The organism is Luteibacter anthropi, assembly GCF_011759365.1.
GTDB classification, from domain to species: Bacteria; Pseudomonadota; Gammaproteobacteria; order Xanthomonadales; family Rhodanobacteraceae; genus Luteibacter; species Luteibacter anthropi.
In genome coordinates this window covers 298,023-319,276 of record NZ_JAARLZ010000001.1, presented here as the reverse complement: position 1 = coordinate 319,276, position 21,254 = coordinate 298,023, and the positions used below count along the sequence as shown (strand labels likewise).

The window sequence follows — 21,254 nt, the reverse complement described above, 5'->3', positions numbered from 1 at the left end:
GCAAGAGCGGACCGATATGGAAGGATTCTCAAAAAATGTGAAGACGTCGCCTACGAAGGCGAGGCCTGTCTGCATGGGAGGTCAGTGCGCCGGAAAGCGGTAGCCGACGCCCGGTTCGGTCTTCAGCCAGCGCGGCGTGGCCGGATCGTCGCCCAGCTTCTGGCGCAGCTTGCCCATGACGATGCGCAGGTAATGGGTGTCCTGCACGTGCGTGCCGCCCCAGACCTCGCGCAATATCTGCTGCTGGCTCACCACGCGACCGGGGTGGCGCACCAGCAGTGAGAGCACGGCGAATTCCTTGCGGGTCAGCGACACCGGCTGGTCATCGAGAAACACCTCGCGCCGGGCCAGGTCCACCGACAGGCGTTCGTCGTCGTAGCGCACGGGCGCCTGCGGCTCGCCGCCCTTCGCGCTCTGCCGCAGCAGCACACGCAGGCGCGCCATCAGCTCCTGGATGCCGAAAGGCTTGGTCACGTAGTCGTTGGCGCCAGCATCCAGCGCCTTCACTTTTTCCGTTTCCGCGTCACGCACCGACAGCATCACCACCGGCACGGGGCTCCAGCCACGGATCTCGCGCAGCACGTCGTGGCCTTCCATGTCGGGCAGGCCGATGTCGAGGATGACGATGTCCGGCGACTGCGTGGCCGCAAGGCCCAGGCCCTCCTCACCGTTGGCGGCGAGCAATACCTGGTAGCCCTCGGCACGCAGGCCGATGTCGAGGAATCGGCGGATCTGGGCTTCGTCGTCGATCACCAGCACACGGTGGGCGGTTGGGTTCATGGGGTGTCGTCAGGTGGCGGAGGCAGTGGCAGCGAGACCCGGATGGTCGTGCCACCGCCCACGTGGGGCAAGGCCTCCACGCTACCACCATGCGCACCGATCATGCCGCGACAGATCGCAAGCCCCAGTCCCGTGCCCTGCTTGCCGCGATCGCCGCGCGATACCGAATAGAACATGTCGAAGATCCGGGCACGTTCGTCTTCGGGGATGCCCGGGCCACGGTCGGCCACGTCCACGAGCAGGCGCCCGGCCTCCGTGCGCACGATCACTCGCACGGCTTCGTCACGTGGCGAGAAGCTGGCCGCGTTCTCCAGGATGTTGAACAGCGCCTGCTCGATGAGCGCCGGATGCACGTGCAGCAGTACCGTATCGGCTGGCAGGTGCACGTCCACGCGGGTATCCGGAAACAGCTTGCGCAGGCGGCTTACCGAGGCGGCGACGATCTCGCCGGCATCCACCCAGTCGCGGTTGAGCTTGAGGGTGCCGTGGCCCAGGCGGGTCATGTCGAGAAGATTCTGGATGTAACGATCCAGGCGCTGGCCTTCGCCGAGAATGGCTTCCAGCAGTTCGCGCCGCTCCTCCACGGGCAGCTGGGCTTCGTAGCTGAGCAGGGTGCCCGCCGAGCCGATCATCGAAGCCAGCGGCGAGCGAAGGTCGTGCGACACGGACGACAGCAGTGCACTGCGCAGGCGTTCCGTTTCGCCCTGCACGCGGGCGCTTTCCAGCTCGGTGGCCAGGCGTGCGCGTTCCAGCGCCTGGCCGATGTCCTGCACCATCGCCAGCGCGAGGCCACGACGGTCTGCGTCAGGCTCGCGTGCGCCAAGCGGGAAGCGAAGCGCGGCGACGCCCGCACGCTGGTGTTCCGCACCCAGCGGCAGCATCCAGCACGACGCGGCATTGAGCGTATCGGTGTAGCGGCCTGCCGGTTCGGCATGGATCTCACTCCAGTCGGCAGCGGCGCGATCCTGTGTGGACAGGGCGAACGCATCCGGCATCGACGTCACCACGCCCAGGTGGGCACTCGCATCGCGGGCGAGGATCGCCACCTCGGCATCGAGCGTGCGCGCCAGCGCGCGGGCACCGGCGGCGCGAATACCATCGGCATCGGCGCTGGTCGCCAGCTGCTGGCCGAGGCTCACCAGCGCCCGGCCGCGCACTTGCGCGGCGCGCAGTGACGTCACCTGCCCCGCCAGGCGTGTCGCGAGCCGGCTGCATACCAGGGCCGCCGCCAGGAACAGTACGACGGCGAGCACGTCGTCTGCGTTGGCGATCGCCAGCGTGTAGCGGGGCGGCGCGAAGAAAAAGTTATAGCCCACGAAGCAGAGCAATGCGGTGTAGACGGCCACCGCCATGCGCGTGCGCACCGCCACGGCCAGCACGGCGGTGAGGAAGATCAGGGAGAGGTTGGCGACAGACAAAAAGCGGTCGGCCACGAAAGCCAGCGCCATGGCAGCCACGGTCGCCAGGGTGGCGAAGACGTAGTCCTTGCGGTCGTTCGGATGCTCGGGCAGGCGCAGCCGGCGGCGTGCACGGGCGCGCTCGGTCGGCGTCGCGACGATCGTCAGTTCCAGGTGTGCCCCGCGGCGGAGCAGTTGCTGGGTGAGCGAATAGCCGAGCCGGCGGGCGATGGGCCGCTCGCGCGTGCGCCCCACGATGATCTGGCCTACGCCTTCGCGATCGGCCCAGGCCAGCAGCTCGTCGGCCACGGCGTGACCACGCAGGATCACGGCCTCGCCGCCGAGGCGGCGGGCAAGCCGCATCGCGGCATCGACACGCTCGCGACGCTCGTCGGACAGGCCGCCGCGATCCACGAAGACGACGCTCCATGGCGCACCACGGCGTTCGGCGATGCGACGTGCGATGCGCACGAGGTATTCGCTCTGTGCGTGACCATCGATGGCGGCCATGCAACGACGACGTACCGGCATGGCGCCGCCGCGCGCGAGCATGTGTTCGCGCAGGTCGCTGTCCACGTGCGAGGCAACGGTTTCCACCGCCAGTTCGCGCAGTGCGGCGAGATTGGTCGGGGAGAAGAAGGCATCGAGTGCCACGGCTGCCGTTTCCGGCACGTAGACCTTGCCCTGTTTCAGGCGACCGATCAGTTCGCGCGGCGGCAGGTCCACCAGCACGATGTCGCGTGCGCGGTCGAGGAAGGCATCGGGCACCGTCTCGCGCACGGCCACGTTGGTGATGCGGCGCACCTGGTCGTTGAGGCTTTCCAGGTGTTGCACGTTGAGGGCCGTGTACACCTCGATGCCCGCGTCGAGCAGTTCGGCGATGTCCTGCCATCGGCGGGCGTGGCGGCCGCCGGGCAGGTTGGTGTGAGCCAGCTCGTCGACGAGGATCACCGCCGGGCGGCGGGCAAGGGCCGCTTCGAGGTCGAATTCGCGAAATTCACGGCCGGCGTATTGGGCCGTGCGCGTCGGCAGCACTTCCATGCCGTCGAGAAGGGCGGCCGTTTCCGCACGACCGTGGGTTTCGACCAGGCCCACGACTACGTCGATGCCCTGCCGGCGCAGGTCGCGCGCGGCGGAGAGCATGGCGTAGGTCTTGCCGACCCCGGGCGCGGCGCCGAGGAAGATCTTCAGTCGCTGGCCGACATCGTTCTTTACCGTGTTGAGCAGGGCATCGGCCCGGGCGTCGCGGGTGTCGGTCATGGGTCGATGGCCTGGGGGGATGGGAAAATCCTAATGGATGTGGGGGTGGGTGGGGCATCGCTTCGGAGCGGTCGCGCGCGAGGCGCGCTCCTACACGAGCCTGTTGCGTATCGCCTGGGCCGGTCGCGCGCGGGGCGCGCTCCTACATGGGTCCGTTGCGTATCGCCTGTGGCGGTCGTGCGCGACAGGGGTGCCGTGTAGGAGCGCGCCTTGCGCGCGACCGGTCCGGAGCGACCGCGGTTACCGCGACGCCCGATCCAGCGCGAGGTTGAGCTGCACCACGTTGACCCGCGGCTCACCCAGCACACCGAACTGCCGACCCTGCGTATGGGCGGCTACCAGTTCACGCACCTTCGCCTGCGCCAGCCCACGTAGCCGCGCCACGCGAGCCAGCTGGTATTCGGCAGCGGCCGGGCTGATCTCCGGGTCCAGGCCGCTGCCCGAGGCGGTGACCAGGTCCACCGGTACGGGCGCCTGGTTGCCCGGATCAGCGGACTGCAGGGCAGCGATACGCTGCTTCACGGCATCCGTGAGCGCCGGATTGGTCGGGCCCTGGTTGGACGGCGACGACGACGCGCCATTGTTGGACGTCGGCGTCGTAGCCGACGGACGGCTCCAGAAATAGCGCGGATCCGTGAACGACTGGCCGATCAGCGACGAACCGACCGGCTTGCCGTCACGCTCCACGATGCTGCCGCCGGCTTCATGCGGAAACAGCAGGTGGCCCAGGCCACCGACCACGGCCGGATAAGCCACCCCCGTGACGGCGGTCAGCAGCAGGAGAAGGACGATCGCGTTGCGCAGCAGGGTGCTCATGGGTGTTGCCTCAGTAATGCAGGATCGCGTCGACGATGGCGCTCAGCTGGTTGTTCTTGCGACCGCCGTCGTAGGCGGCCACGTCGTACGACTTCTCGTAACGCAGCTCGGGGCGGATCTCCAGGTCCTGGCTGACCCAGTGCGTCATGCCCAGCGTGTGCGTCGTGTAGCGCGTGGCGTAACCGGTACGCTGACCCTTCTGGTCGTTGTACCACTCGTTGCGAAACGAGAACATGTTGGTGGTGTTGATCGCCACGTTGAAGTAATTGACGATGCCGTACTCACCCGCCTTGCCGGCCGTGGCCGACGAACCCGGCACGCCCGGCGTGCCATCCGGGCCATAACCCGGGATGTTCCGGCCGTACATGTAGTACGCCTCGGTGAGGATGTGCACGCTCTCACTGAAGCGATGGCCCCACGTCGTCACGTACATCTGCACGTTGTTGTAGTTGTAGTCGGACGAGTTGAAGCTGTTGACGCAGGGATACAGCATGTCGTTGTTGTCGGCCGACACCCAGCGCACGCAGGCCTGCAGGGTGGGTCGCGACTGATGGTTCCACACAGCCGTGTCGTTGCCACCATTGATGCCGATCTGCACCGTCCACTGCTGGTTGAGGCGTGTGGTGGTCATGATGCCCATCTGTGTATACGGGTCGACCGTATAGAGCACCGAGTGGGTCACGAGATAATTGTTGGGCGAGAACTGCGCCTCGATATCGGGCAGCGACAGGTAACGACCCACGCGCACGACCATGCCCTCGGCGATATGCGGCAGATAGATTTCGCCGTAGAACAGCATCGGGTCGTAACCATAGGTCTTGCCCGGCAGCGCCTGGTCCGCACGCGGATTGTTCAGGTACTGGTTGCTGAAGACACCCTTCATCGTGGTGTAGTGGTAGTCGTAACCGTAAAGGTTATCGATGTGGAAACCCCAGTCGATGTGGTCAGTCTGCACTGTGTCCGGCAGGCGCTCGATGCGCAGCAGCGCCTGGTTGAACTCGACACGATTCGGACGCGTGGCATACGACAGCGGGTAGTTCGTGTGCTGCGAGCTGCTGGCGTTGACCGACGGATTGATCCAACCGTATACCTCGATGCGGTTGTCCTTCATCCACTTGCCGACGCGGGTGCAGGTCAATGCCTTTTCCAGCGGGTACTGCGAATTCAGGTTCGGTACGCCGATGGGGTATTCGACACCACCTAGCTGCCACTCCGCCGAGGGGAACGGCATCGACGGGAGCGGCGACGGCATGGCGCGGCGTGCCGGCGCCGGAGCGTTCGGGTCGGCGGGCTGGGCGTCTTCGCTATAGGCAGCGGCAAGACGCGTGAAGAAGCCCTTGGAGCAGTCGTCGCTGCCGTCGGCGGCAAGCGCCTTCGAGACCGGGGCGACCGCGAGGATGGCGGCAAGAAAAGCATAACGAGTGGTGCGCATGGTTGGACCGATCCCTTCCGGGACCCCTTTTCGGTGTGTGTGAGTGGGTGTTGCGTCAGATGCCGGCGTAGCCGCCGAGCGTGTATTCGTCGTCATCGCGGCCCACGATCACGACGCGCGGACGCAGCGTCGTGACGGGAGCAGTGTTCGCGCCGGTAGCCTGTTCGGTGTTCACGACGCGCACTTCCATGTCCAGGTCGGCGCCTTCTTCGATGAGCAGGGTGAGCTTGACGGATTGCATGGTGATACCTCGGGTCAGGCCAGTCCGACCAGGACCAGCAACATGTCGATCAGCTTGATGCCGACGAACGGCACCGCGATGCCGCCCAGGCCGTAGACGAGCAGGTTGCGGCGCAGCAGCGCACCGGCGCCGAGCGCACGATAGGCCACGCCCTTCAGGGCCAGCGGAATGAGGAAGATGATGATCAGCGCGTTGAAGATCACGGCGGAGAGAATCGCGCTCTGCGGTGTCGCCAGGTGCATCACGTTGAGCGTATTGAGCGCCGGATAGGTGCTGGCGAACGCCGCCGGGATGATGGCGAAATACTTGGCAATGTCGTTGGCGATGGAGAACGTGGTGAGCGCGCCACGGGTGATCAGCATCTGCTTGCCGATGCCCACCACCTCGATCAACTTGGTCGGATTGGAATCCAGGTCGACCATGTTGCCGGCTTCTTTCGCCGCCTGCGTGCCGCTGTTCATCGCCACCGCGACATCGGCCTGGGCAAGCGCCGGGGCGTCGTTGGTGCCGTCACCGCACATGGCCACAAGGCGGTTCTCGGCCTGGATGTCACGGATCAGCTTGAGCTTCGCTTCAGGGGTGGCTTCGGCGAGGAAGTCGTCCACGCCGGCCTCGGCCGCAATGGCGGCGGCGGTGAGCGGGTTGTCGCCGGTGATCATGATCGTGCGGATGCCCATGCGGCGCATCTCGGCGAAGCGCTCCTTGATGCCGTCCTTCACGATGTCTTTCAGCTCGACCACGCCCAGGGTCAGCGCGCCGTCGACCACGATCAGCGGCGTGGCGCCACGACGAGCGACGTCTTCGGCCATGCGACGCACCAGCGGCGGCATGTGGCTGTCCTGCGAATCCAGGTAGCGCTCCACGGCATCCATCGCGCCCTTGCGGATGTGGCGGGTGCCGGTGTCCACGCCACTCATGCGGGTCTGCGCGGTGAAGGGCACGAACACGGCACGTGCATCGTCGCGACGGCGACCGCTCCAGCCGAAGGTGTCGTTGGCAAGGGCCACGATGCTGCGGCCTTCCGGTGTTTCGTCGGCGCGCGAGGCCAGTTCGGCGGCTTCGGCCAGTTCGCGTTCCTCGATGCCCGGTGCCGGGTGGAAGGCCACGGCCTGACGGTTGCCGAGGGTGATCGTGCCGGTCTTGTCGAGCAGCAGCACGTCCACGTCGCCTGCGGCCTCCACGGCACGGCCGGAGGTGGCGATGACGTTGGCGCGGATCATGCGATCCATGCCGGCGATACCGATGGCCGAAAGCAGGGCACCGATGGTGGTGGGGATCAGGCAGACCAGCAGGGCGATGAGCACGGTCAGGCTGATCGGCTCGCCGCTGCCGGCGGCCTGCACGCTGTAGATCGAGTAAGGCAGCAGGGTGGCGCAGGCCAGCAGGAAGATCAGGGTGAACTTCGCCAGCAGGATCGTCAGCGCGATCTCGTTGGGTGTCTTGCGCCGGGAGGCGCCTTCCACCATCGAGATCATGCGGTCGAGAAAACTCTCGCCCGGATTGCTGGTGATCTTCACCACGATCCAGTCGGACAGCACGCGGGTGCCGCCGGTGACCGCGCTGCGATCGCCGCCGGACTCGCGGATCACCGGTGCGGATTCGCCGGTGATGGCGCTTTCGTCCACGCTGGCCGCACCGACGACGATCTCGCCGTCGCCGGGCACGATGTCGCCGGCTTCGACCAGCACGTGATGGCCGGTACGCAGGTCGCTCGACGGCGTGAACGTAATGGCAGCCTCGCGATCCGGGCCAGCCAGCTTCTTTGCTGCCACGTCGCGACGCGAACCGCGCAGTGCATCGGCCTGGGCCTTGCCGCGACCTTCCGCCAGCGCCTCGGCGAAGTTAGCGAACAGCAGCGTGAACCACAGCCACAGGCTCACCCAGAAGATGAAACCCGTGGGTGCCTCGCCGTGACCGGTGAGCGCCTGCACCCAGAGCAGGGTGGTGAGCACGCTGCACACGAAGACGACGAACATCACCGGATTGCGGAACTGCAGCCGCGGCGAGAGCTTGAGAAACGCGTCGCGCAGGGCGCGCATCACCAGCGCACGATCGAAACCGCGCGGCGTATGAGCATGGGTGTTCATGGATCAGTGGCCCGTGGCGGACATCAGGTGTTCGGCGATCGGCCCGAGGGCGAGTGCCGGGAGGAAGGTGAGCGCACCGACGACGATGACGACGCAGGCGAGCAGGGTCACGAACAGCGGCGTATGCGTGGGCAAGGTGCCGGCGGACGGCGGCACGTGACGCTTGGCGGCCAGCGAACCGGCCATGGCCAGCATCGCGATGGCGAGCGGGAAGCGTGCCAGGAACATGCAGATGCCGAGCAGGACGTTCCAGAAGGGCGTATTGGCCGACAGACCGCCAAACGCACTGCCGTTGTTGTTGGACGCCGAACTCACGGCGTAAAGCATTTCGCTGAAGCCGTGTGCACCCGGATTGGAGACACCGGCCACGCCTGCGGGACTCATCACCGCCACGGCGGTGCCGATGACCACCAGGGCGGCGGGAATCAGCACGGCGAGACTCGCCATCTTCATTTCATACGCTTCGATCTTCTTGCCGAGGTATTCTGGCGTGCGGCCCACCATGAGGCCTGCGATGAAGACCGCGACCACGGCGAAGGCCAGCATGCCGTACAGACCTGCACCGACACCGCCGAAGATCACTTCGCCCAGCTGCATCAGCCACATCGGCACCAGGCCACCCAGTGGGGTGAGCGAGTCGTGCGCGGCATTCACCGCACCGCAGGACGCGGCCGTTGTGATGGCGGCGAACAGACCCGACGAGGCGATGCCGAAACGGGTTTCCTTGCCTTCCATGTTGCCGCCGCTTTGCAGGGCGGAGGCCTGTGCGTCGATGGCCAGACCGTGCAGCGCCGGGTTGCCCGCCTGTTCCGCTGCCACGAGGCCTACGGTGAGCGGCACGAAAATAAGCAGCATGGTGGCAAGGATCGCCCAGCCCTGGCGGCGGTCACCCACCATGCTGCCGAAGGTGTAGCAAAGCGCCGCAGGGATAAGGAAGATCGCCAGCATCTCGATGAAATTCGAGAACGGCGTGGGATTCTCGAACGGATGCGCGGAGTTGGCGTTGAAGAAGCCGCCGCCGTTGGTGCCGAGCATCTTGATCGCCACCTGCGAAGCGGCCGGGCCCATCGGCAGGGTCTGCGTGCCGTGCTGCACGGTGGCTACGTCGAGGTAGGCCGATACGTTCTGCACCACGCCCTGCGAGATCAGCAGCAGGGCCATCACCAGCGAAAGCGGAAGCAGGATGTAGAGCGTGGTACGGGTCATGTCGACCCAGAAGTTGCCCACCGCCGCGCTACCGCGACGCACGAAGCCGCGCACCAGGGCTACCAGCACGGCAATGCCCGTGGCGGCCGAGAGGAAGTTCTGCACCGTGAGGCCGAGGGCGTCCGTGAGGTAGCTCATGGTCGACTCGCCCGTATACGCCTGCCAGTTGGTGTTGCTGGCGAAGCTGATGGCGGTGTTCATGGCCAGGTCCGGGGCCAGGGCGCCGAAGTGCTGGGGGTTCAGCGGCAGCCACTGCTGGGTGCGCTGGAGCAGGTAAACGGCAGCGAGGCCGGCCACGTTGAACACGAGCATGGCCAGCGCGTAGCGCTTCCAGCCCATGTCCTCGTCGGCACGAATGCCCGCCAGGCGGTAAAGCATGCGTTCCACCCCTGAACCGAAGCGGGTGACCTTGTTGGGCTCGTCGGAGAAGACCAGGGCCATGTAGCTGCCCATGGGCTTGACCAGGGCCAGCAGCACGACCAGAAACAGGCCGACCTGGAAGAAGTCGTTGGCGGTCATTCGAACCACTCCGGCTTCAGCAGGGCCACGCAGAGGTAGCCGGCCAGCGCGACCGCGATGGCGGTGGCGACGATGTACACGAAAGACATGACGGCAGCTTCCTCAGCGACGACCCAGGCGGTCGCAGATCATCAGGAAGCCGATCGTCATGGCGGTGAGCACGACGGCAAGGAGGACGTACAGGAATTCCACGGGGGCAATCCGTCATGAAGGGACGGTGCGTATTGTTCGTTTCCGCGGATATTTACGGTGTATCGGGGCGGGGAGGGGGCGTAACGTTTGTGTAAATTTTTATATGGCCCTGATATCCACCAGCAACCGTCGTTCCAGCGAAAGCTGGAACCTGGCGCGATGCAGCCGGTTGTCGCGATGACGCCCCCTACGCCAGAGCCGATGCAGCGTCTTCGCCCTGCTGGCAAACCGGGGCGCTGGGTTCCTGTTTTCACAGGAACGACGAGCGTGGGTGTCGTTCCTGTGCAGGTTACCTTCGCTGGCTACTCAGCGAGTGCCTTCCAGGCGTTCCTTGAACAGCTCGTCGATGCGGCGGTATTCGTCGTACCAGGAATCCGGGTGGACGAAGCCGTGGCGCTCCAGCGGGTACAGCGACATCCAGAAGTTCTTCTTGTGCAGCTCGATGAAGCGCTGGTACATGCGCACGGTATCGCTGGCGAGCACGTTGTCGTCGATCAGCCCGTGCTCCATCAGCAGCGGATCAGAAAGGTTCTCGGCATAGCGGATCGGCGAGCTGGTGGCATACGCCTCCGGATCGAGCTGCGGGTCGTTCAGGATGTTCGAGGTGTACTCGTGGTTGTAGCTGGTCCAGTCGGTGACCGGACGCAAGGCCGCGCCTGCCGCGAACTCGCCCGGTGCGCGCAGCAGCGACATCAGCGTCATGAAACCGCCGTAGCTGCCGCCGTAGATGCCCACGCGCTTCGGATCGACGCCCTGGTTCTTCACCAGCCACGCCTTGCCATCGAGCAGGTCTTCCAGTTCCGGATGACCCATCTGGCGGTAGATCGCCGTGCGCCAGTCGCGGCCGTAACCCTTCGATGCGCGGTAATCCACGTCGAGCACCACATAGCCGCGCTGCACCAGCATGTTGTGGAACATCTGCTCGCGGAAGTACGCGGGATAAGACAGATGCACGTTCTGCAGGTAGCCCGCACCGTGCACGAAGATCACCGCCGGACGCCCCGAGGCCGGTGCCGCGCCTTCGCCATAAAATTTGGCGTAGATGGTGCCCGCACCATGGCTGGAGGGCATTTCCACCACCTTCGGTGCGATCCATTCACGCGCCTTGTAGCCCGGCTTGCGCGTATCGGTGAGATCGCGACCCTGGCCACCATCCACGCCGATCACCGCCAGCTGCGACGGCACGTAGGCCGACGAATGCAGCACGGCCAGCGAGCGCCCGTCGGGCGACAGCGAGAAGTCGTCGAGGCCTTCGTAACGCGTGATGCGCGACAGCTCGCCACCGGCAGCCGGCACCTTGTAGATGTCGTAGCTGTACGGCGCCACCTTGTTGGAACGCACATAGAAGGTATTGCCATCCGGCGACAGCACCGGGTGATCCACCTCGAAGTGGCCGGAGGTCAGCGCCGTGGCCTTGCCACCGGGCGCGCGCGTATACAGCTGCGACCAGCCGCTTTCCTCACTGAGGTACCACAACGTGCGGCCGTCACGCAGCCAGCCGAAATCGTTGTAATCCCAGTTGATCCAGGCCTTGTCGGTGAGACGATGCTGGGTGACCAGCGCATGGCGGTCGAAATCCACCGTGGCGATCCAGCGATCCTTGTTGTCGATGGCGCGCAGCTGCACGGCCACCTGGCTGCCTTCATCGTTCCAGACGATGCCCTGGCTGTATTCGCTGTTGACGATGAGTGGGCGCTTCTTCGGCGCGGCGAGCGCGTCGGCGCGATCGTTCTTGCCGTCCTTGCGCAACGCTGCGACGGTCTTCGCACGGATGTCGGCCAGCGGATCGTCGGAAATGCCGGGCAGCGTGGCCGTATCGAGGTCGAAGCTGGCGTGCTTGCGCAGGTCGAGCAGGTGCAGCGACTGCGGTGCCGGATCGTTGCGACCCACGTAGGGGCGCGTGGCTTCGGCTTCCGCGTAACCCGAATCGGTGACGTAGCGGGTGAGGTCGGCGACCTTGCCCTGATCGGCATCCTTGGCCTGGGTGACCACGATCATCCAGTGGCCATCGGGCGAGAGCGAGGTATCGGAGACCGACACATCCTTGCCCAGATAGAACGGCTGCGGCGCGCGACCCGTATCGGCGGCGGCGAGTGCGTCGGCGTCCGCGCGCATGGCGTCTTCATCCGCGCGCAGCTGGCGCAGGGTCTTGAACAGCGCCTGCTGGTCGTCCTTCAGGTCGTCGCTCTTGCGCTGCTTCGGGTCTTCGCCTTCCTTGAGCACGGCCGCCGGCGCCGCCGGACCACCGGCCATCGACCACGCGAACCAGTCATTGCCGCTGCGGAACGTGAGCAGGCGACCGTCGAGCGAGAAGCGCGGCTCGGCTTCCTTCGCGGCAGTACGGGTCACCTGCGTGGTGCTGCCATTGGCCAGGTCGCGCACGAAGACATCGCCGTGGCGCACGAAGGCTGCGTGACGGTGTGCGCGGTCGTACACGATGTGATTGCCGTCGGCCGCAGCCACCGCCGTGGGGTCGAGGCGCTCCGGCGCCCCGCCCGACGCAGCGACGCGATAGAGATCGCGCACCGGGCTGCCATCGCGCTTGAGCGCGTAGTAGACCTGGCGTCCGTCGACACTCCAGTAAGGCAGTTCCACCGCCGGCCCGATCCAGTCCGGATCGGCCATGATCGTTTCCATGTCGAGCGGCGCCTGGGCCGAAAGGGCCGGCGCAGCGGCCAGGGCGGTGATGAGGGCAGCGGCGAGTACGCGCATAAACAAAGAGCTTCCGCGAGGACAAAAGAAGCCAGCATAACCGCCACACACCCCTTGTAGGAGCGCGCCTTGCGCGCGACCGGGGGTGACGATATCCATCATGTCTTGCGATACCCCGGTCGCGCGCAAGGCGCGCTCCTACATACAGGACTCCCGGCAGGGGTGGGGTGGGTGGAGGGTTTGCTACCCTCGGGTCCCCCTTTGTCATGAGGCCGCCTCCATGCGCGTCATCCTGCCCCGTCTCCTCGCCGCCAGCCTGCTCGTGGCCTTCAGCGCCCATGCCGCCCCGGGCACGCCACCGCAGACGCCCAAGCGGATGGTCTCCGAGACGCTGGCCGGCGTGCCGGTGAACGATCCCTACCGCTGGCTGGAAAACCCCGAAGCGGCCGACGTAAAGCAGTGGATCGAGGCCCAGAACACCTATACCGAGTCCACCATCGGCGCCATGCCGCTGGGCAAGGAGCTGAGCGCGCGCATCCGCGAGCTGGCGATCACCTCCACCACCCGCTCGTCGCCGACGCTGGCCGGCGGCACGCTGTTCTACTTCGAGAACACGCCGCCCCAGCCGCAGCCGGTACTGGTCGCGAAGAAATGGCCTGACGGCGACACCCGCGTGCTGGTCGATCTCAACAAGGGTGACGGCAATACGGCAATCACCGAATACTGGCCGTCGCCGAGCGGTCGTTATCTTGCCTATGGCACGGCCGAAGGCGGCAGCGAACTGACCACCATCCATATCCTCGATACCAGCACGGGCAAGGCCCTGCCGGACGAACTGCCCTGGGCCGGTGGCGGTACCGCCCCGCAGGCACTGGCCTGGGACGCCGACGAGAAGGGCGTCACCTATGCCCGCTTCGATGCCCCCACCAAGGACAAGCCGCTGACCGGCTTCGACGCCTACCTGGCCCATCACGTCATAGGCCAGCCGGCGGCAAAGGACACCACCGTGTTCGGCAAGGGCTATTCGCCCATCGCCGAATACATTCTCGACGAAGGTCGCGGCGGCAAGTCCACCGCGCTGCTGGCCAACGAGGGTGACGGCGGTCCGGCCGAGGTCTACCTGCGCGACGGCAAGGGCGAATTCCGCAAGGTGCTGGGTCGCGACGCCGATGTGCGTTCGGCCAGCTGGGTCGGCGACCGCCTGTTCGTCGTCACCTTCGCCAACGCACCGCGCGGCCGCATCGTGGCCGTCGATGCCCAGGGCAAGACGACCGACGTACTGGCCCAGGGCGACGGCGCCATCCAGAAGGTAAAGCCACTGGGCGACGGCTTCCTCGTGGTGCGCAGCGCCGGTCCCGACTGGTGGGCCGACCAGTACGATGCGAAGGCCACGCTCGTGCGCCGCGTGCCGCTGCCCGCCACGGGCGTGAGCATCGGCGGCATCGCCTCGGAGAAGGGCCAGGACAAGGCACTGATCACCTACGGCGGCTGGACCACGCCCACGCACTGGGCCGAGTACGACGGCAAGACCGGCACCCTGAAGACCATCTTCGAAGTGAAACCAGCGGCCGATTATTCGAAGGTGCGTGTCACCCGTATCGACGGCACCTCGAAGGACGGTAGCAAGGTCCCGGTGACGGTGATCTCGATGGACGGGATCGCACCGAACGGCAAGCGCCCGACCATCCTGTACAGCTACGGCGGTTTCGGCATCCCGGTGACGCCGGGCTTCATCGGCCCCAACCTCGCCTGGCTGGAACGCGGCGGCGTGCTTGCGTACGCAAACATCCGTGGCGGCAACGAGTTCGGCGAAGCATGGCACGAGCAGGGCCAGAAGCTGCACAAGCAGAATGTCTTCGACGACTTCTATGCCGCATCGCAGGCACTCATCGACACGAAGTGGACCGACACGCAGCACCTGGGCATCCTCGGCGGCAGCAACGGCGGCCTGCTGATGGGCGCGTCGCTCGTGCAGCACCCGGAGCAGTACCGTGCCGTGGTCGGCATGGTCGGCATCTACGACGTGCCGCGTCACGAAACAGCGTTCGCCAATGGCCCGTACAACGTCAGCGAATACGGCACGGTGAAGGATGCCGCGCAGGCGAAGGCCACGCTGGCCTATTCGCCGCTGCACAACGTGAAGAAGGGCACGAAGTATCCCGCCGTGCTACTCACCACCGGAGCGAATGACCCGCGCGTCGCGCCCTGGCAGTCGCGCAAGTTCGCCGCGGCATTGCAGGACGCCACCACGTCCGGCCAGCCGGTGCTGCTGCTGACGCGCATGAATGCGGGGCATGGCATCGGTGCGCCTTTCAGCCAGCGTGTAGGCAATGCGGCGCTGTCGATGACATTCTTCGCCACGGAGCTTGGCCTGGGCGAATAAACCCCTCGCGCGCAGGCGCCTCCTTGTAGGAGCGCGCCTCGCGCGCGACCGTTCATTGCGCAATCTGTCGGCGTTGCCGCCCAACCCGTCGCGCGCAAGCACGCTCCTACAATGCACCGCGGCTACCGGGCCGACCGTACCGACGACCAACGCCCCCCTGTAGGAGCGCGCCTCGCGCGCGACCGGCATGACGAATGCATGGATGTTTACGCGACAACCGGTCGCGCGCAGGCGCGCTCCTACAAGGGATACCCGCCGTCGCTTATGCTCTGGATACCCGCCCCCTGAGCCCCCTGCATGAAAGCCCTTCCGCTTTGTCTCGCGCTTTTCGCCGCGCAGCTGGTTACCGTATCTGCGCTTGCCTCTCCTGCACCGACGACTACCGCACACCGGTCTAACGACAGCGATCGCAGGGCCATCGAAGCCCTGCTGGCGAACTACACGCGATGCGTCACGCAGGGCGATGAAGCAGGTTTTCGCGACATGCTTCTGGATGACCGGATTCCGTTCTCTGACGTCGCAACGACACCTGCCACAAATGCACCGGTAGACCTGCGCCAATACGAAGCCTTTCGCAAGGCCGTGTTCGCAAGCGGACAGCACTTCCGACAGCGCTTCTCGAATATCCACATCGAACAGAACGGGCCGCTCGCGCAGGTCTCGCTCGACTTCGTGACGGAGCGCGTGTCGGGCAAGCCGGAATCCGCAGCCGGATGGAAAGTGCTTCAGCTGGTGAAAATCGGTGATCGCTGGAAGATTGCCAGCGAGCTTTACACATTCTGACGCGGCAGGAATTTCCGCCGGATGTCCCTGCCTTCAAGGCATCACCTGCCGAACCCTCGCGCCCGGCAGGTGATGTCACTCCATCAGGCGATCAGCATGCCCAGCGGCGCCAGCGGGCCCACCGGAATGAAGTCGAAGTTCAGGATGCCTGCCTTCGCCAGTGGCAACGTTCCGACGATGTCGCGTGCCTCTTCGACCGTTTCGGCGTTGATGAGGAAGACCACGCCAGGCGTGTCTCCACGGAACCAGAACTGGTCCATCTTGCCGTCCAGGTAAAGCCTGAGCGTGGCGGGTACCTCGCTCGGCATGTACTGCTGGCGCTGTTCCGGAGTAAGGGGAGCGTTGCCCGAGCCGATTGCGAACACTTTCATGAGTGGCCTCCTTGAGGGACCGTGTGTGGGGAGGGCTCAATCTAGTGATCGGCACGCGGCGCTGGTATTGTCGTAAACGACAACATTAGAGGCATTCACGCCATGCACATTCACATCCTCGCCCTCGAAGGATTGTTCGATACGGGCCTTACCGTCCTGCTGGACGCCCTGTCCATGGCCAACCGCTTCGCCATGCGCGAGGGTGGCACGCCACCTTTCCAGCTCACCGTCGTGGGCATGCGCAAACGGGTGAAGACCGCGCTGGGCATGCTCATGCCCACCACACCCATGGCCGGAACACCCAGCCCCGACTGGATCGTGGTGCCGGCGCTGGCCACGGGAACGCCCGATACACTCGTTCCCGCCCTGGCACGCGCGGATGTCAGGAAAGCCACGGCGCAATTACTTGCCTGGCACGCCGATGGCACGCAGCTGGCCGCCTCGTGCATCGGCACCTTCCTGCTGGCCGAAACCGGCCTACTCGACGGCCGCGAGGCGACAACGACGTGGTGGTTGGGGCCGTTGTTCCGCCAGCGCTATCCCCGTGTGCAACTGGATGAATCGCGCATGCTGGTGCCCACGGATATCGGCGTCACCGCCGGTGCCGCGATGGGACACCTCGACCTCGCCCTGTGGCTGATACGTCGCACCAGTCCGGAACTGGCTTCCGTCGTGTCGCGGTACCTGCTGGCCGACCTACGCTCGTTGCAGGCGCCTTACATCATTCCCAACCACCTCGCGCAGGCCGATCCGCTCGTGCAGCGATTCGAACGCTGGGCACGCGACCGGCTGAAGGAAGGTTTTTCGTTGCAGGATGCCGCAAACGCACTGGCCACCAGCCCGCGCACCCTGCAACGTCGCTGCGAAGCCGTGCTGGGCAAGTCGCCGCTGTCCTATTTCCAGGACCTGCGCGTGGAGCGCGCGCAGTCGCTGCTTCACGGCAGCAAGCTCGACCTGGAATCCATCGCCGCGGAAGTCGGCTACGGCGACGGCGCCACGCTGCGCAGCCTGCTACGCCAGCGACTGGGCAGGGGAGTACGCGAGCTACGCACCGACCTCATGTAGGAGCGCGCCTTGCGCGCGACCGGTGATATCGGAACGATGAAAATTTTCGCGACAACCGGTCGCGCGCAGGCGCGCTCCTACAACAGCCTGCGATCACGTATGGAGAGGCGGCGGGGGCGGCCCTTGGCGCGACTGATGGAGGTGAGGGGAGTGGGCGGATAAGGCCGCGAAGCGGGGCCGGCCAGGAAGGCCGGCCTTTCCTGCCGAGACAGGATGTCGAGTCAGGAAACCCCGCCCGCTCACCGGGCCCGAAGGGGCGAAGCCATAAGACACTAGCCGCGTCAGCGGCTCTCCTTTCCCGAGGGACACCGCAGGCCGGAGCGACAAGGGCCGCCCCCGTCGCCTCGTGCGCCGCCACGCCTCACGCGCCGAGCGCGAGGCCGAAAGGCGAGCCTTTCCTACGGAGCGAAACACCATAAGGATTGGGTTCCTATGGAGCGCAGAATCGCCGATGCGATCGGCTCCCACACCTTCGGTAGGAGGGCGCCATCATTCGGAGACGCCACGTATCAAACGGTCGCGCGCGAGGCGCGCTCCTACAGGGTTACGTTAGGATGTGGGGTTGTTGCCTTGCTGGATCATTGCGATGACCTTGCCTACTGTCGAACACGAAACCCAGGCCGATCCCGGTTGGTCGGTGATCTGGCTGCATGGCCTCGGGGCCGATGGCAACGACTTTGCGCCGATCGTGCCCGAGCTGGTGGATCCGGCATGGCCTGGTATCCGCTTCGTGTTTCCGCATGCGCCCGTGCGGCCGGTCACGGTGAACAACGGCGTGCCGATGCGCGCCTGGTACGACATCAAGGGCCTGGCCATCGCCGACAAGCAGGATGCCGAAGGCATCCGCGCATCCATCGACGAAGTGGAACAGCTGATCACCCGCGAGAACGAGCGTGGCGTGCCCACCTCACGCATCGTGCTGGCCGGCTTCTCGCAGGGCGGCGCCATGACGCTCTCCGCGGGCCTGCGCCATCGCGAAGCGCTGGCCGGCCTGCTGGTGCTGTCCGCCTACCTGCCGCTGCACGACACCATCGAGGCCGAGCGCGCCGGTGCAAACCACGCCACGCCCATCTTCTGGGGTCACGGCGTCGCCGATCCCGTCGTGCCACTGCAGCTAGGCGAGCACTCCCGCCAGTTGCTCGAAACCCTCGGCCATCGCATCGACTGGCATACCTATCCCATGGGTCACCAGGTATCCCTGCCGGAAATCGCCGATATTCGCGCGTGGCTCACGGAGCGATTCACCGCTGCGTGACGTTGCGCGCGTCCGTGCCGGGAGGCATCCGGCATACTCCGCGCATGTCCACCGCGCCCCGCCCGTCCTCGCCCCTGCCCGATTTCTGCAGCCTGCCGGTGCTGTTCGCACTGCTGGTCGTGGGGGCACTTACGGTCAGCCTCATGCGGCTCGCGCCGGGCGCCACCGGCGGCTGGCGCGAATACAGTGCCGCGGTGCTGTTCACCAGCTGGCTGTCGATGCTGCTGACCGTGGCGTTGTGCAAGCTGCGTCCGGCCATGCAGCGGCTGCCAGGACCCTGGCCGTATGCGGCGGTCTGGCTGGTGCTGGTGGCGATGGCGGGCGTCGCGGCCGCCGTGCTGGGCTGGCTCGATCATGGCCTGTCCCTGGGCATCGGGCCTGCCGAACCGCAACGGTTCACGGTGATGGCCATGCTCTCCGCCGGCCTGCTTGGCGCCTGCCTGCTGCGTTACTTTTATGTCGTAGGGCAATGGCAGGCACGTGTCGCGGCGGAGGCGCAGGCGCAGGTCGCTGCGCTGCAGGCACGCATCCGGCCGCACTTCCTGTTCAACAGCATGAACACCGTGGCGGCATTGATCGCCGTGGACCCGCCCGCGGCGGAACGCACGGTGGAAAACCTCTCCGAACTCTTCCGCGCGGCACTGGGCAACGACCGCGATGCCATCGGCACGCTGGGCGACGAATGGCGACTGATCGACCGCTATCTCGAAATCGAGACACTGCGGCTGGGAGATCGCCTCGTCGTGGAGCGCGTGCTGGATGCACCCGACACACTCCCGCTGCCTCGCCTGTTACTGCAGCCCTTGGTAGAGAACGCCATACGTCATGGCATCCAGCCACGCATCGACGGGGGCACCCTGGGCATCGTGATCCGACGCGTAGCAGGCGGCGTGGACGTGCAGGTGGATAACCCTCTGCCACGCATTCCCGCACCCGCAGGTACGGGGCACGGCCTTCGCAGCGTCCGCGAACGTGTGCGTTATCACTACGGCGAACGCGCCCGCGTGGATGCCGCCGCACAGGACGCCCGCTTCGTCGTGCGCCTGTTTCTTCCGGAGGTCGCCCATGCGCGTGCTGATCGCCGATGACGAACCGCTGGCGCGGGCACGCCTGGCCGGCCTGCTCGCGCGACGCACCGACGTGGAAGTGGTGGGCGACGTCGGTGACGGCGAGGCCGTGATCGCCGCCTGCGAAACCCTGCATCCCGATCTGGTGCTGCTCGACATCGAGATGCCCGGCTTGCGCGGCACCGATGTGGCCAACCGTCTGGCCGCGCTCGCCATGCGTCCACAGGTGGTGTTCTGCACGGCCTATGAAGGCCATGCCCTGCAGGCCTTCGACCTGGGCGTCACCGATTACCTGCTCAAACCCGTCCGCACCGAGCGCCTCGACGAGGCGCTGGATCGTGCCGCCGCCAGGCTGCCCGTGCGATTGTCGACCTCCGGCACATGGTTGCGTGTGCGCCGGGGCAACGACGAGATCCGTATTGCCTTCGCCGAGGTGCTCTACCTGCTGGCCGAGGACAAATACGTCGCCGTGCATCACCCCCATGGCGTCCATCTCATCGACGACTCGCTGCGCCAGCTGGAAGCCAGCCACGGCGATCGCCTGATCCGCCTGCACCGCAACTGCCTGGTGCCCCGGGAGCGCCTGCTCGGCCTGAAGTCCCTCACCGATGGCCGCGTCATGGCCCGGCTCGATGGCAGCGAGGCCAGCCTGGAGGTCAGCCGGCGCAACCTGCCAGCCTTGCGGCAACTGCTGCGCGGCTGATCGTCGCGCTGCGCGCGACGGGGGTTTGCGGGACAATGGCGGGCTATGAGCGCGCCATCCAACGGAATATCCATGACAGCCCCGCTTCGCATCGCCACTCGTCAGAGTGCCCTGGCCCTCTGGCAGGCCAATCATGTTGCCGACCTGCTGCGCCGTGCCCATCCGGGCCTGCTGGTCGAACTGGTTCCCCTTTCCACCCGGGGCGATGAAATCCTCGACCGCTCACTCGCCACCCTGGGTGGCAAGGGCTTGTTCCTGAAGGAACTGGAAGTCGCCATGCTGGAGGGTCGCGCCGATATCGCAGTGCACTCGCTGAAGGACGTGCCGGCCGAACTGGAACCGGGTTTCACGCTCGGCGCCATCGTGGAGCGGGCCGATGCGGCCGATGCCTTCATCAGCAACACCTACGCCACGTTCGCCGACCTGCCGCAGGGCGCGAAGGTGGGCACCTCGTCGCTGCGTCGCCAGGCCCAGACCCGCGCATTGCGCCCTGACCTGGAACTGCTCGACCTGCGCGGCAATGTGAACACCCGGCTGCGCAAGCTCGACGAAGGCGAGTACGACGCCATCATCCTTGCCTGTGCCGGAGTGGAACGCCTGGGTCTCGGACACCGCATCCGCGCCCGTCTCGCCAGCCCGGACTGGCTGCCGGCACCGGGGCAGGGAGCTATTGCCGTTGAGGCACGGGAGGGCGACCTGCGTGTACTTGACCTTCTGGCCGCGCTGGACGAGAAGAACACCCGCACGGCCATCGACGCAGAGCGCGCACTCAACGAGCGACTGGGTGGCAGCTGTGCCGTGGCCATCGGTGCCTGGTGCGTGCCAACCGAGCGCGGCCTGGTGCTGCACGGACTGGTGGGCAATGCCGCCACCGGCGAGCTGATCCGGGCCAGTGCGGAAATCGAGGGCGACCGGCCGGTGGAGCTTGGCCACGAAGTGGCCGCGATGCTGATAGGGCAGGGCGCCGAAGATTTCCTCAAACCCCAGCGATAACCGCTAACTGTAGGAGCGCGCCTTGCGCGCGACCGGTTGTCGCGAATGTATC

The 21,254-nt window shown here is 66.1% G+C and carries 17 protein-coding genes; 7 read left to right on the top strand and 10 right to left on the bottom strand.

Going from position 1 to position 21,254, the window contains the following annotated elements; all coding sequences use genetic code 11:
* Nucleotides 1-81: 81 nt before the first annotated feature.
* The 9 genes from HBF25_RS01340 to HBF25_RS01300 form a co-directional block, all read right to left on the bottom strand.
* Nucleotides 82-780: a response regulator gene (locus HBF25_RS01340; protein WP_166945836.1), complete on the bottom strand. Its 699-nt coding sequence runs from the start codon at nucleotides 778-780 to the stop codon at nucleotides 82-84.
* Nucleotides 777-3,437, bottom strand: a complete 2,661-nt coding sequence (locus tag HBF25_RS01335; RefSeq protein WP_166945834.1) for a sensor histidine kinase — start codon at nucleotides 3,435-3,437, stop codon at nucleotides 777-779. The genes HBF25_RS01340 and HBF25_RS01335 overlap by 4 nt, the downstream gene beginning before the upstream one ends.
* A gap of 240 nt (nucleotides 3,438-3,677) precedes the next feature.
* A complete protein-coding gene (gene kdpC, locus HBF25_RS01330; RefSeq protein WP_166945832.1) occupies nucleotides 3,678-4,253 on the bottom strand; it encodes a potassium-transporting ATPase subunit KdpC in 576 nt (191 codons plus the stop codon).
* 10 nt (nucleotides 4,254-4,263) lie between these two features.
* Complete coding sequence (locus HBF25_RS01325) at nucleotides 4,264-5,685, bottom strand: outer membrane beta-barrel protein (RefSeq protein ID WP_166945830.1); 1,422 nt, start codon at nucleotides 5,683-5,685, stop codon at nucleotides 4,264-4,266.
* A gap of 55 nt (nucleotides 5,686-5,740) precedes the next feature.
* Nucleotides 5,741-5,926 carry a hypothetical protein gene (locus HBF25_RS01320; RefSeq protein WP_166945828.1) on the bottom strand — a complete coding sequence of 62 codons (186 nt, stop codon included), beginning with the start codon at nucleotides 5,924-5,926 and terminating at the stop codon, nucleotides 5,741-5,743.
* Nucleotides 5,927-5,940: 14 nt separating this feature from the next.
* Entirely contained in the window at nucleotides 5,941-8,013 is a 2,073-nt protein-coding gene (kdpB, locus tag HBF25_RS01315) for a potassium-transporting ATPase subunit KdpB (RefSeq protein ID WP_166945826.1), read from the bottom strand.
* A 3-nt stretch (nucleotides 8,014-8,016) separates the two neighbouring features.
* Nucleotides 8,017-9,738, bottom strand: coding sequence for a potassium-transporting ATPase subunit KdpA (kdpA, locus tag HBF25_RS01310; RefSeq protein ID WP_166945824.1), 1,722 nt, complete (start codon nucleotides 9,736-9,738; stop codon nucleotides 8,017-8,019).
* On the bottom strand, nucleotides 9,735-9,827 hold the full coding sequence (gene kdpF, locus HBF25_RS01305; RefSeq protein ID WP_166945822.1) for a K(+)-transporting ATPase subunit F: 93 nt from the start codon (nucleotides 9,825-9,827) through the stop codon (nucleotides 9,735-9,737). The genes kdpA and kdpF overlap by 4 nt, the downstream gene beginning before the upstream one ends.
* Before the next feature lie 409 nt (nucleotides 9,828-10,236).
* Nucleotides 10,237-12,642: a S9 family peptidase gene (locus HBF25_RS01300; protein ID WP_166945821.1), complete on the bottom strand. Its 2,406-nt coding sequence runs from the start codon at nucleotides 12,640-12,642 to the stop codon at nucleotides 10,237-10,239.
* Between the two features lie 220 nt (nucleotides 12,643-12,862).
* Here HBF25_RS01300 and HBF25_RS01295 point away from each other — a divergent pair, with 220 nt between their 5' ends.
* Together HBF25_RS01295 and HBF25_RS01290 are read left to right on the top strand one after the other, a co-directional pair.
* Nucleotides 12,863-14,965, top strand: a complete 2,103-nt coding sequence (locus tag HBF25_RS01295) for a prolyl oligopeptidase family serine peptidase (protein WP_166945819.1) — start codon at nucleotides 12,863-12,865, stop codon at nucleotides 14,963-14,965.
* Nucleotides 14,966-15,262: 297 nt separating this feature from the next.
* On the top strand, nucleotides 15,263-15,748 hold the full coding sequence (locus tag HBF25_RS01290; RefSeq protein WP_166945817.1) for a YybH family protein: 486 nt from the start codon (nucleotides 15,263-15,265) through the stop codon (nucleotides 15,746-15,748).
* Nucleotides 15,749-15,831: 83 nt separating this feature from the next.
* Here HBF25_RS01290 and HBF25_RS01285 read toward each other — a convergent pair whose 3' ends face one another.
* A complete protein-coding gene (locus tag HBF25_RS01285) occupies nucleotides 15,832-16,119 on the bottom strand; it encodes a hypothetical protein (protein ID WP_166945815.1) in 288 nt (95 codons plus the stop codon).
* Between the two features lie 102 nt (nucleotides 16,120-16,221).
* Between HBF25_RS01285 and HBF25_RS01280 the strand changes: the two genes are divergently transcribed.
* From HBF25_RS01280 to hemC, 5 genes are all read left to right on the top strand, one after another.
* The gene (locus HBF25_RS01280; RefSeq protein ID WP_166945813.1) at nucleotides 16,222-17,184 is read left to right on the top strand and encodes a GlxA family transcriptional regulator; all 963 of its coding nucleotides are present in this window, start codon (nucleotides 16,222-16,224) and stop codon (nucleotides 17,182-17,184) included.
* Between the two features lie 586 nt (nucleotides 17,185-17,770).
* Nucleotides 17,771-18,439 carry an alpha/beta hydrolase gene (locus tag HBF25_RS01275; protein WP_166945811.1) on the top strand — a complete coding sequence of 223 codons (669 nt, stop codon included), beginning with the start codon at nucleotides 17,771-17,773 and terminating at the stop codon, nucleotides 18,437-18,439.
* Between the two features lie 44 nt (nucleotides 18,440-18,483).
* Nucleotides 18,484-19,527 carry a sensor histidine kinase gene (locus tag HBF25_RS01270; protein WP_166945809.1) on the top strand — a complete coding sequence of 348 codons (1,044 nt, stop codon included), beginning with the start codon at nucleotides 18,484-18,486 and terminating at the stop codon, nucleotides 19,525-19,527.
* Nucleotides 19,505-20,209: a LytR/AlgR family response regulator transcription factor gene (locus HBF25_RS01265; RefSeq protein ID WP_166945807.1), complete on the top strand. Its 705-nt coding sequence runs from the start codon at nucleotides 19,505-19,507 to the stop codon at nucleotides 20,207-20,209. The genes HBF25_RS01270 and HBF25_RS01265 overlap by 23 nt, the downstream gene beginning before the upstream one ends.
* A gap of 72 nt (nucleotides 20,210-20,281) precedes the next feature.
* Nucleotides 20,282-21,202, top strand: coding sequence for a hydroxymethylbilane synthase (hemC, locus tag HBF25_RS01260; protein WP_166945805.1), 921 nt, complete (start codon nucleotides 20,282-20,284; stop codon nucleotides 21,200-21,202).
* Nucleotides 21,203-21,254: the final 52 nt, after the last annotated feature.

Bases quoted from the DNA above. Each gene is read 5' to 3' on its own strand.
- HBF25_RS01340 (WP_166945836.1), bottom strand. From the start codon at position 780: ATGAACCCAACCGCCCACCGTGTGCTGGTGATCGACGACGAAGCCCAG.
- HBF25_RS01335 (WP_166945834.1), bottom strand. From the start codon at position 3,437: ATGACCGACACCCGCGACGCCCGGGCCGATGCCCTGCTCAACACGGTA.
- kdpC (WP_166945832.1), bottom strand. From the start codon at position 4,253: ATGAGCACCCTGCTGCGCAACGCGATCGTCCTTCTCCTGCTGCTGACC.
- HBF25_RS01325 (WP_166945830.1), bottom strand. From the start codon at position 5,685: ATGCGCACCACTCGTTATGCTTTTCTTGCCGCCATCCTCGCGGTCGCC.
- HBF25_RS01320 (WP_166945828.1), bottom strand. From the start codon at position 5,926: ATGCAATCCGTCAAGCTCACCCTGCTCATCGAAGAAGGCGCCGACCTG.
- kdpB (WP_166945826.1), bottom strand. From the start codon at position 8,013: ATGAACACCCATGCTCATACGCCGCGCGGTTTCGATCGTGCGCTGGTG.
- kdpA (WP_166945824.1), bottom strand. From the start codon at position 9,738: ATGACCGCCAACGACTTCTTCCAGGTCGGCCTGTTTCTGGTCGTGCTG.
- kdpF (WP_166945822.1), bottom strand. From the start codon at position 9,827: ATGTCTTTCGTGTACATCGTCGCCACCGCCATCGCGGTCGCGCTGGCC.
- HBF25_RS01300 (WP_166945821.1), bottom strand. From the start codon at position 12,642: ATGCGCGTACTCGCCGCTGCCCTCATCACCGCCCTGGCCGCTGCGCCG.
- HBF25_RS01295 (WP_166945819.1), top strand. From the start codon at position 12,863: ATGCGCGTCATCCTGCCCCGTCTCCTCGCCGCCAGCCTGCTCGTGGCC.
- HBF25_RS01290 (WP_166945817.1), top strand. From the start codon at position 15,263: ATGAAAGCCCTTCCGCTTTGTCTCGCGCTTTTCGCCGCGCAGCTGGTT.
- HBF25_RS01285 (WP_166945815.1), bottom strand. From the start codon at position 16,119: ATGAAAGTGTTCGCAATCGGCTCGGGCAACGCTCCCCTTACTCCGGAA.
- HBF25_RS01280 (WP_166945813.1), top strand. From the start codon at position 16,222: ATGCACATTCACATCCTCGCCCTCGAAGGATTGTTCGATACGGGCCTT.
- HBF25_RS01275 (WP_166945811.1), top strand. From the start codon at position 17,771: ATGACCTTGCCTACTGTCGAACACGAAACCCAGGCCGATCCCGGTTGG.
- HBF25_RS01270 (WP_166945809.1), top strand. From the start codon at position 18,484: ATGTCCACCGCGCCCCGCCCGTCCTCGCCCCTGCCCGATTTCTGCAGC.
- HBF25_RS01265 (WP_166945807.1), top strand. From the start codon at position 19,505: ATGCGCGTGCTGATCGCCGATGACGAACCGCTGGCGCGGGCACGCCTG.
- hemC (WP_166945805.1), top strand. From the start codon at position 20,282: ATGACAGCCCCGCTTCGCATCGCCACTCGTCAGAGTGCCCTGGCCCTC.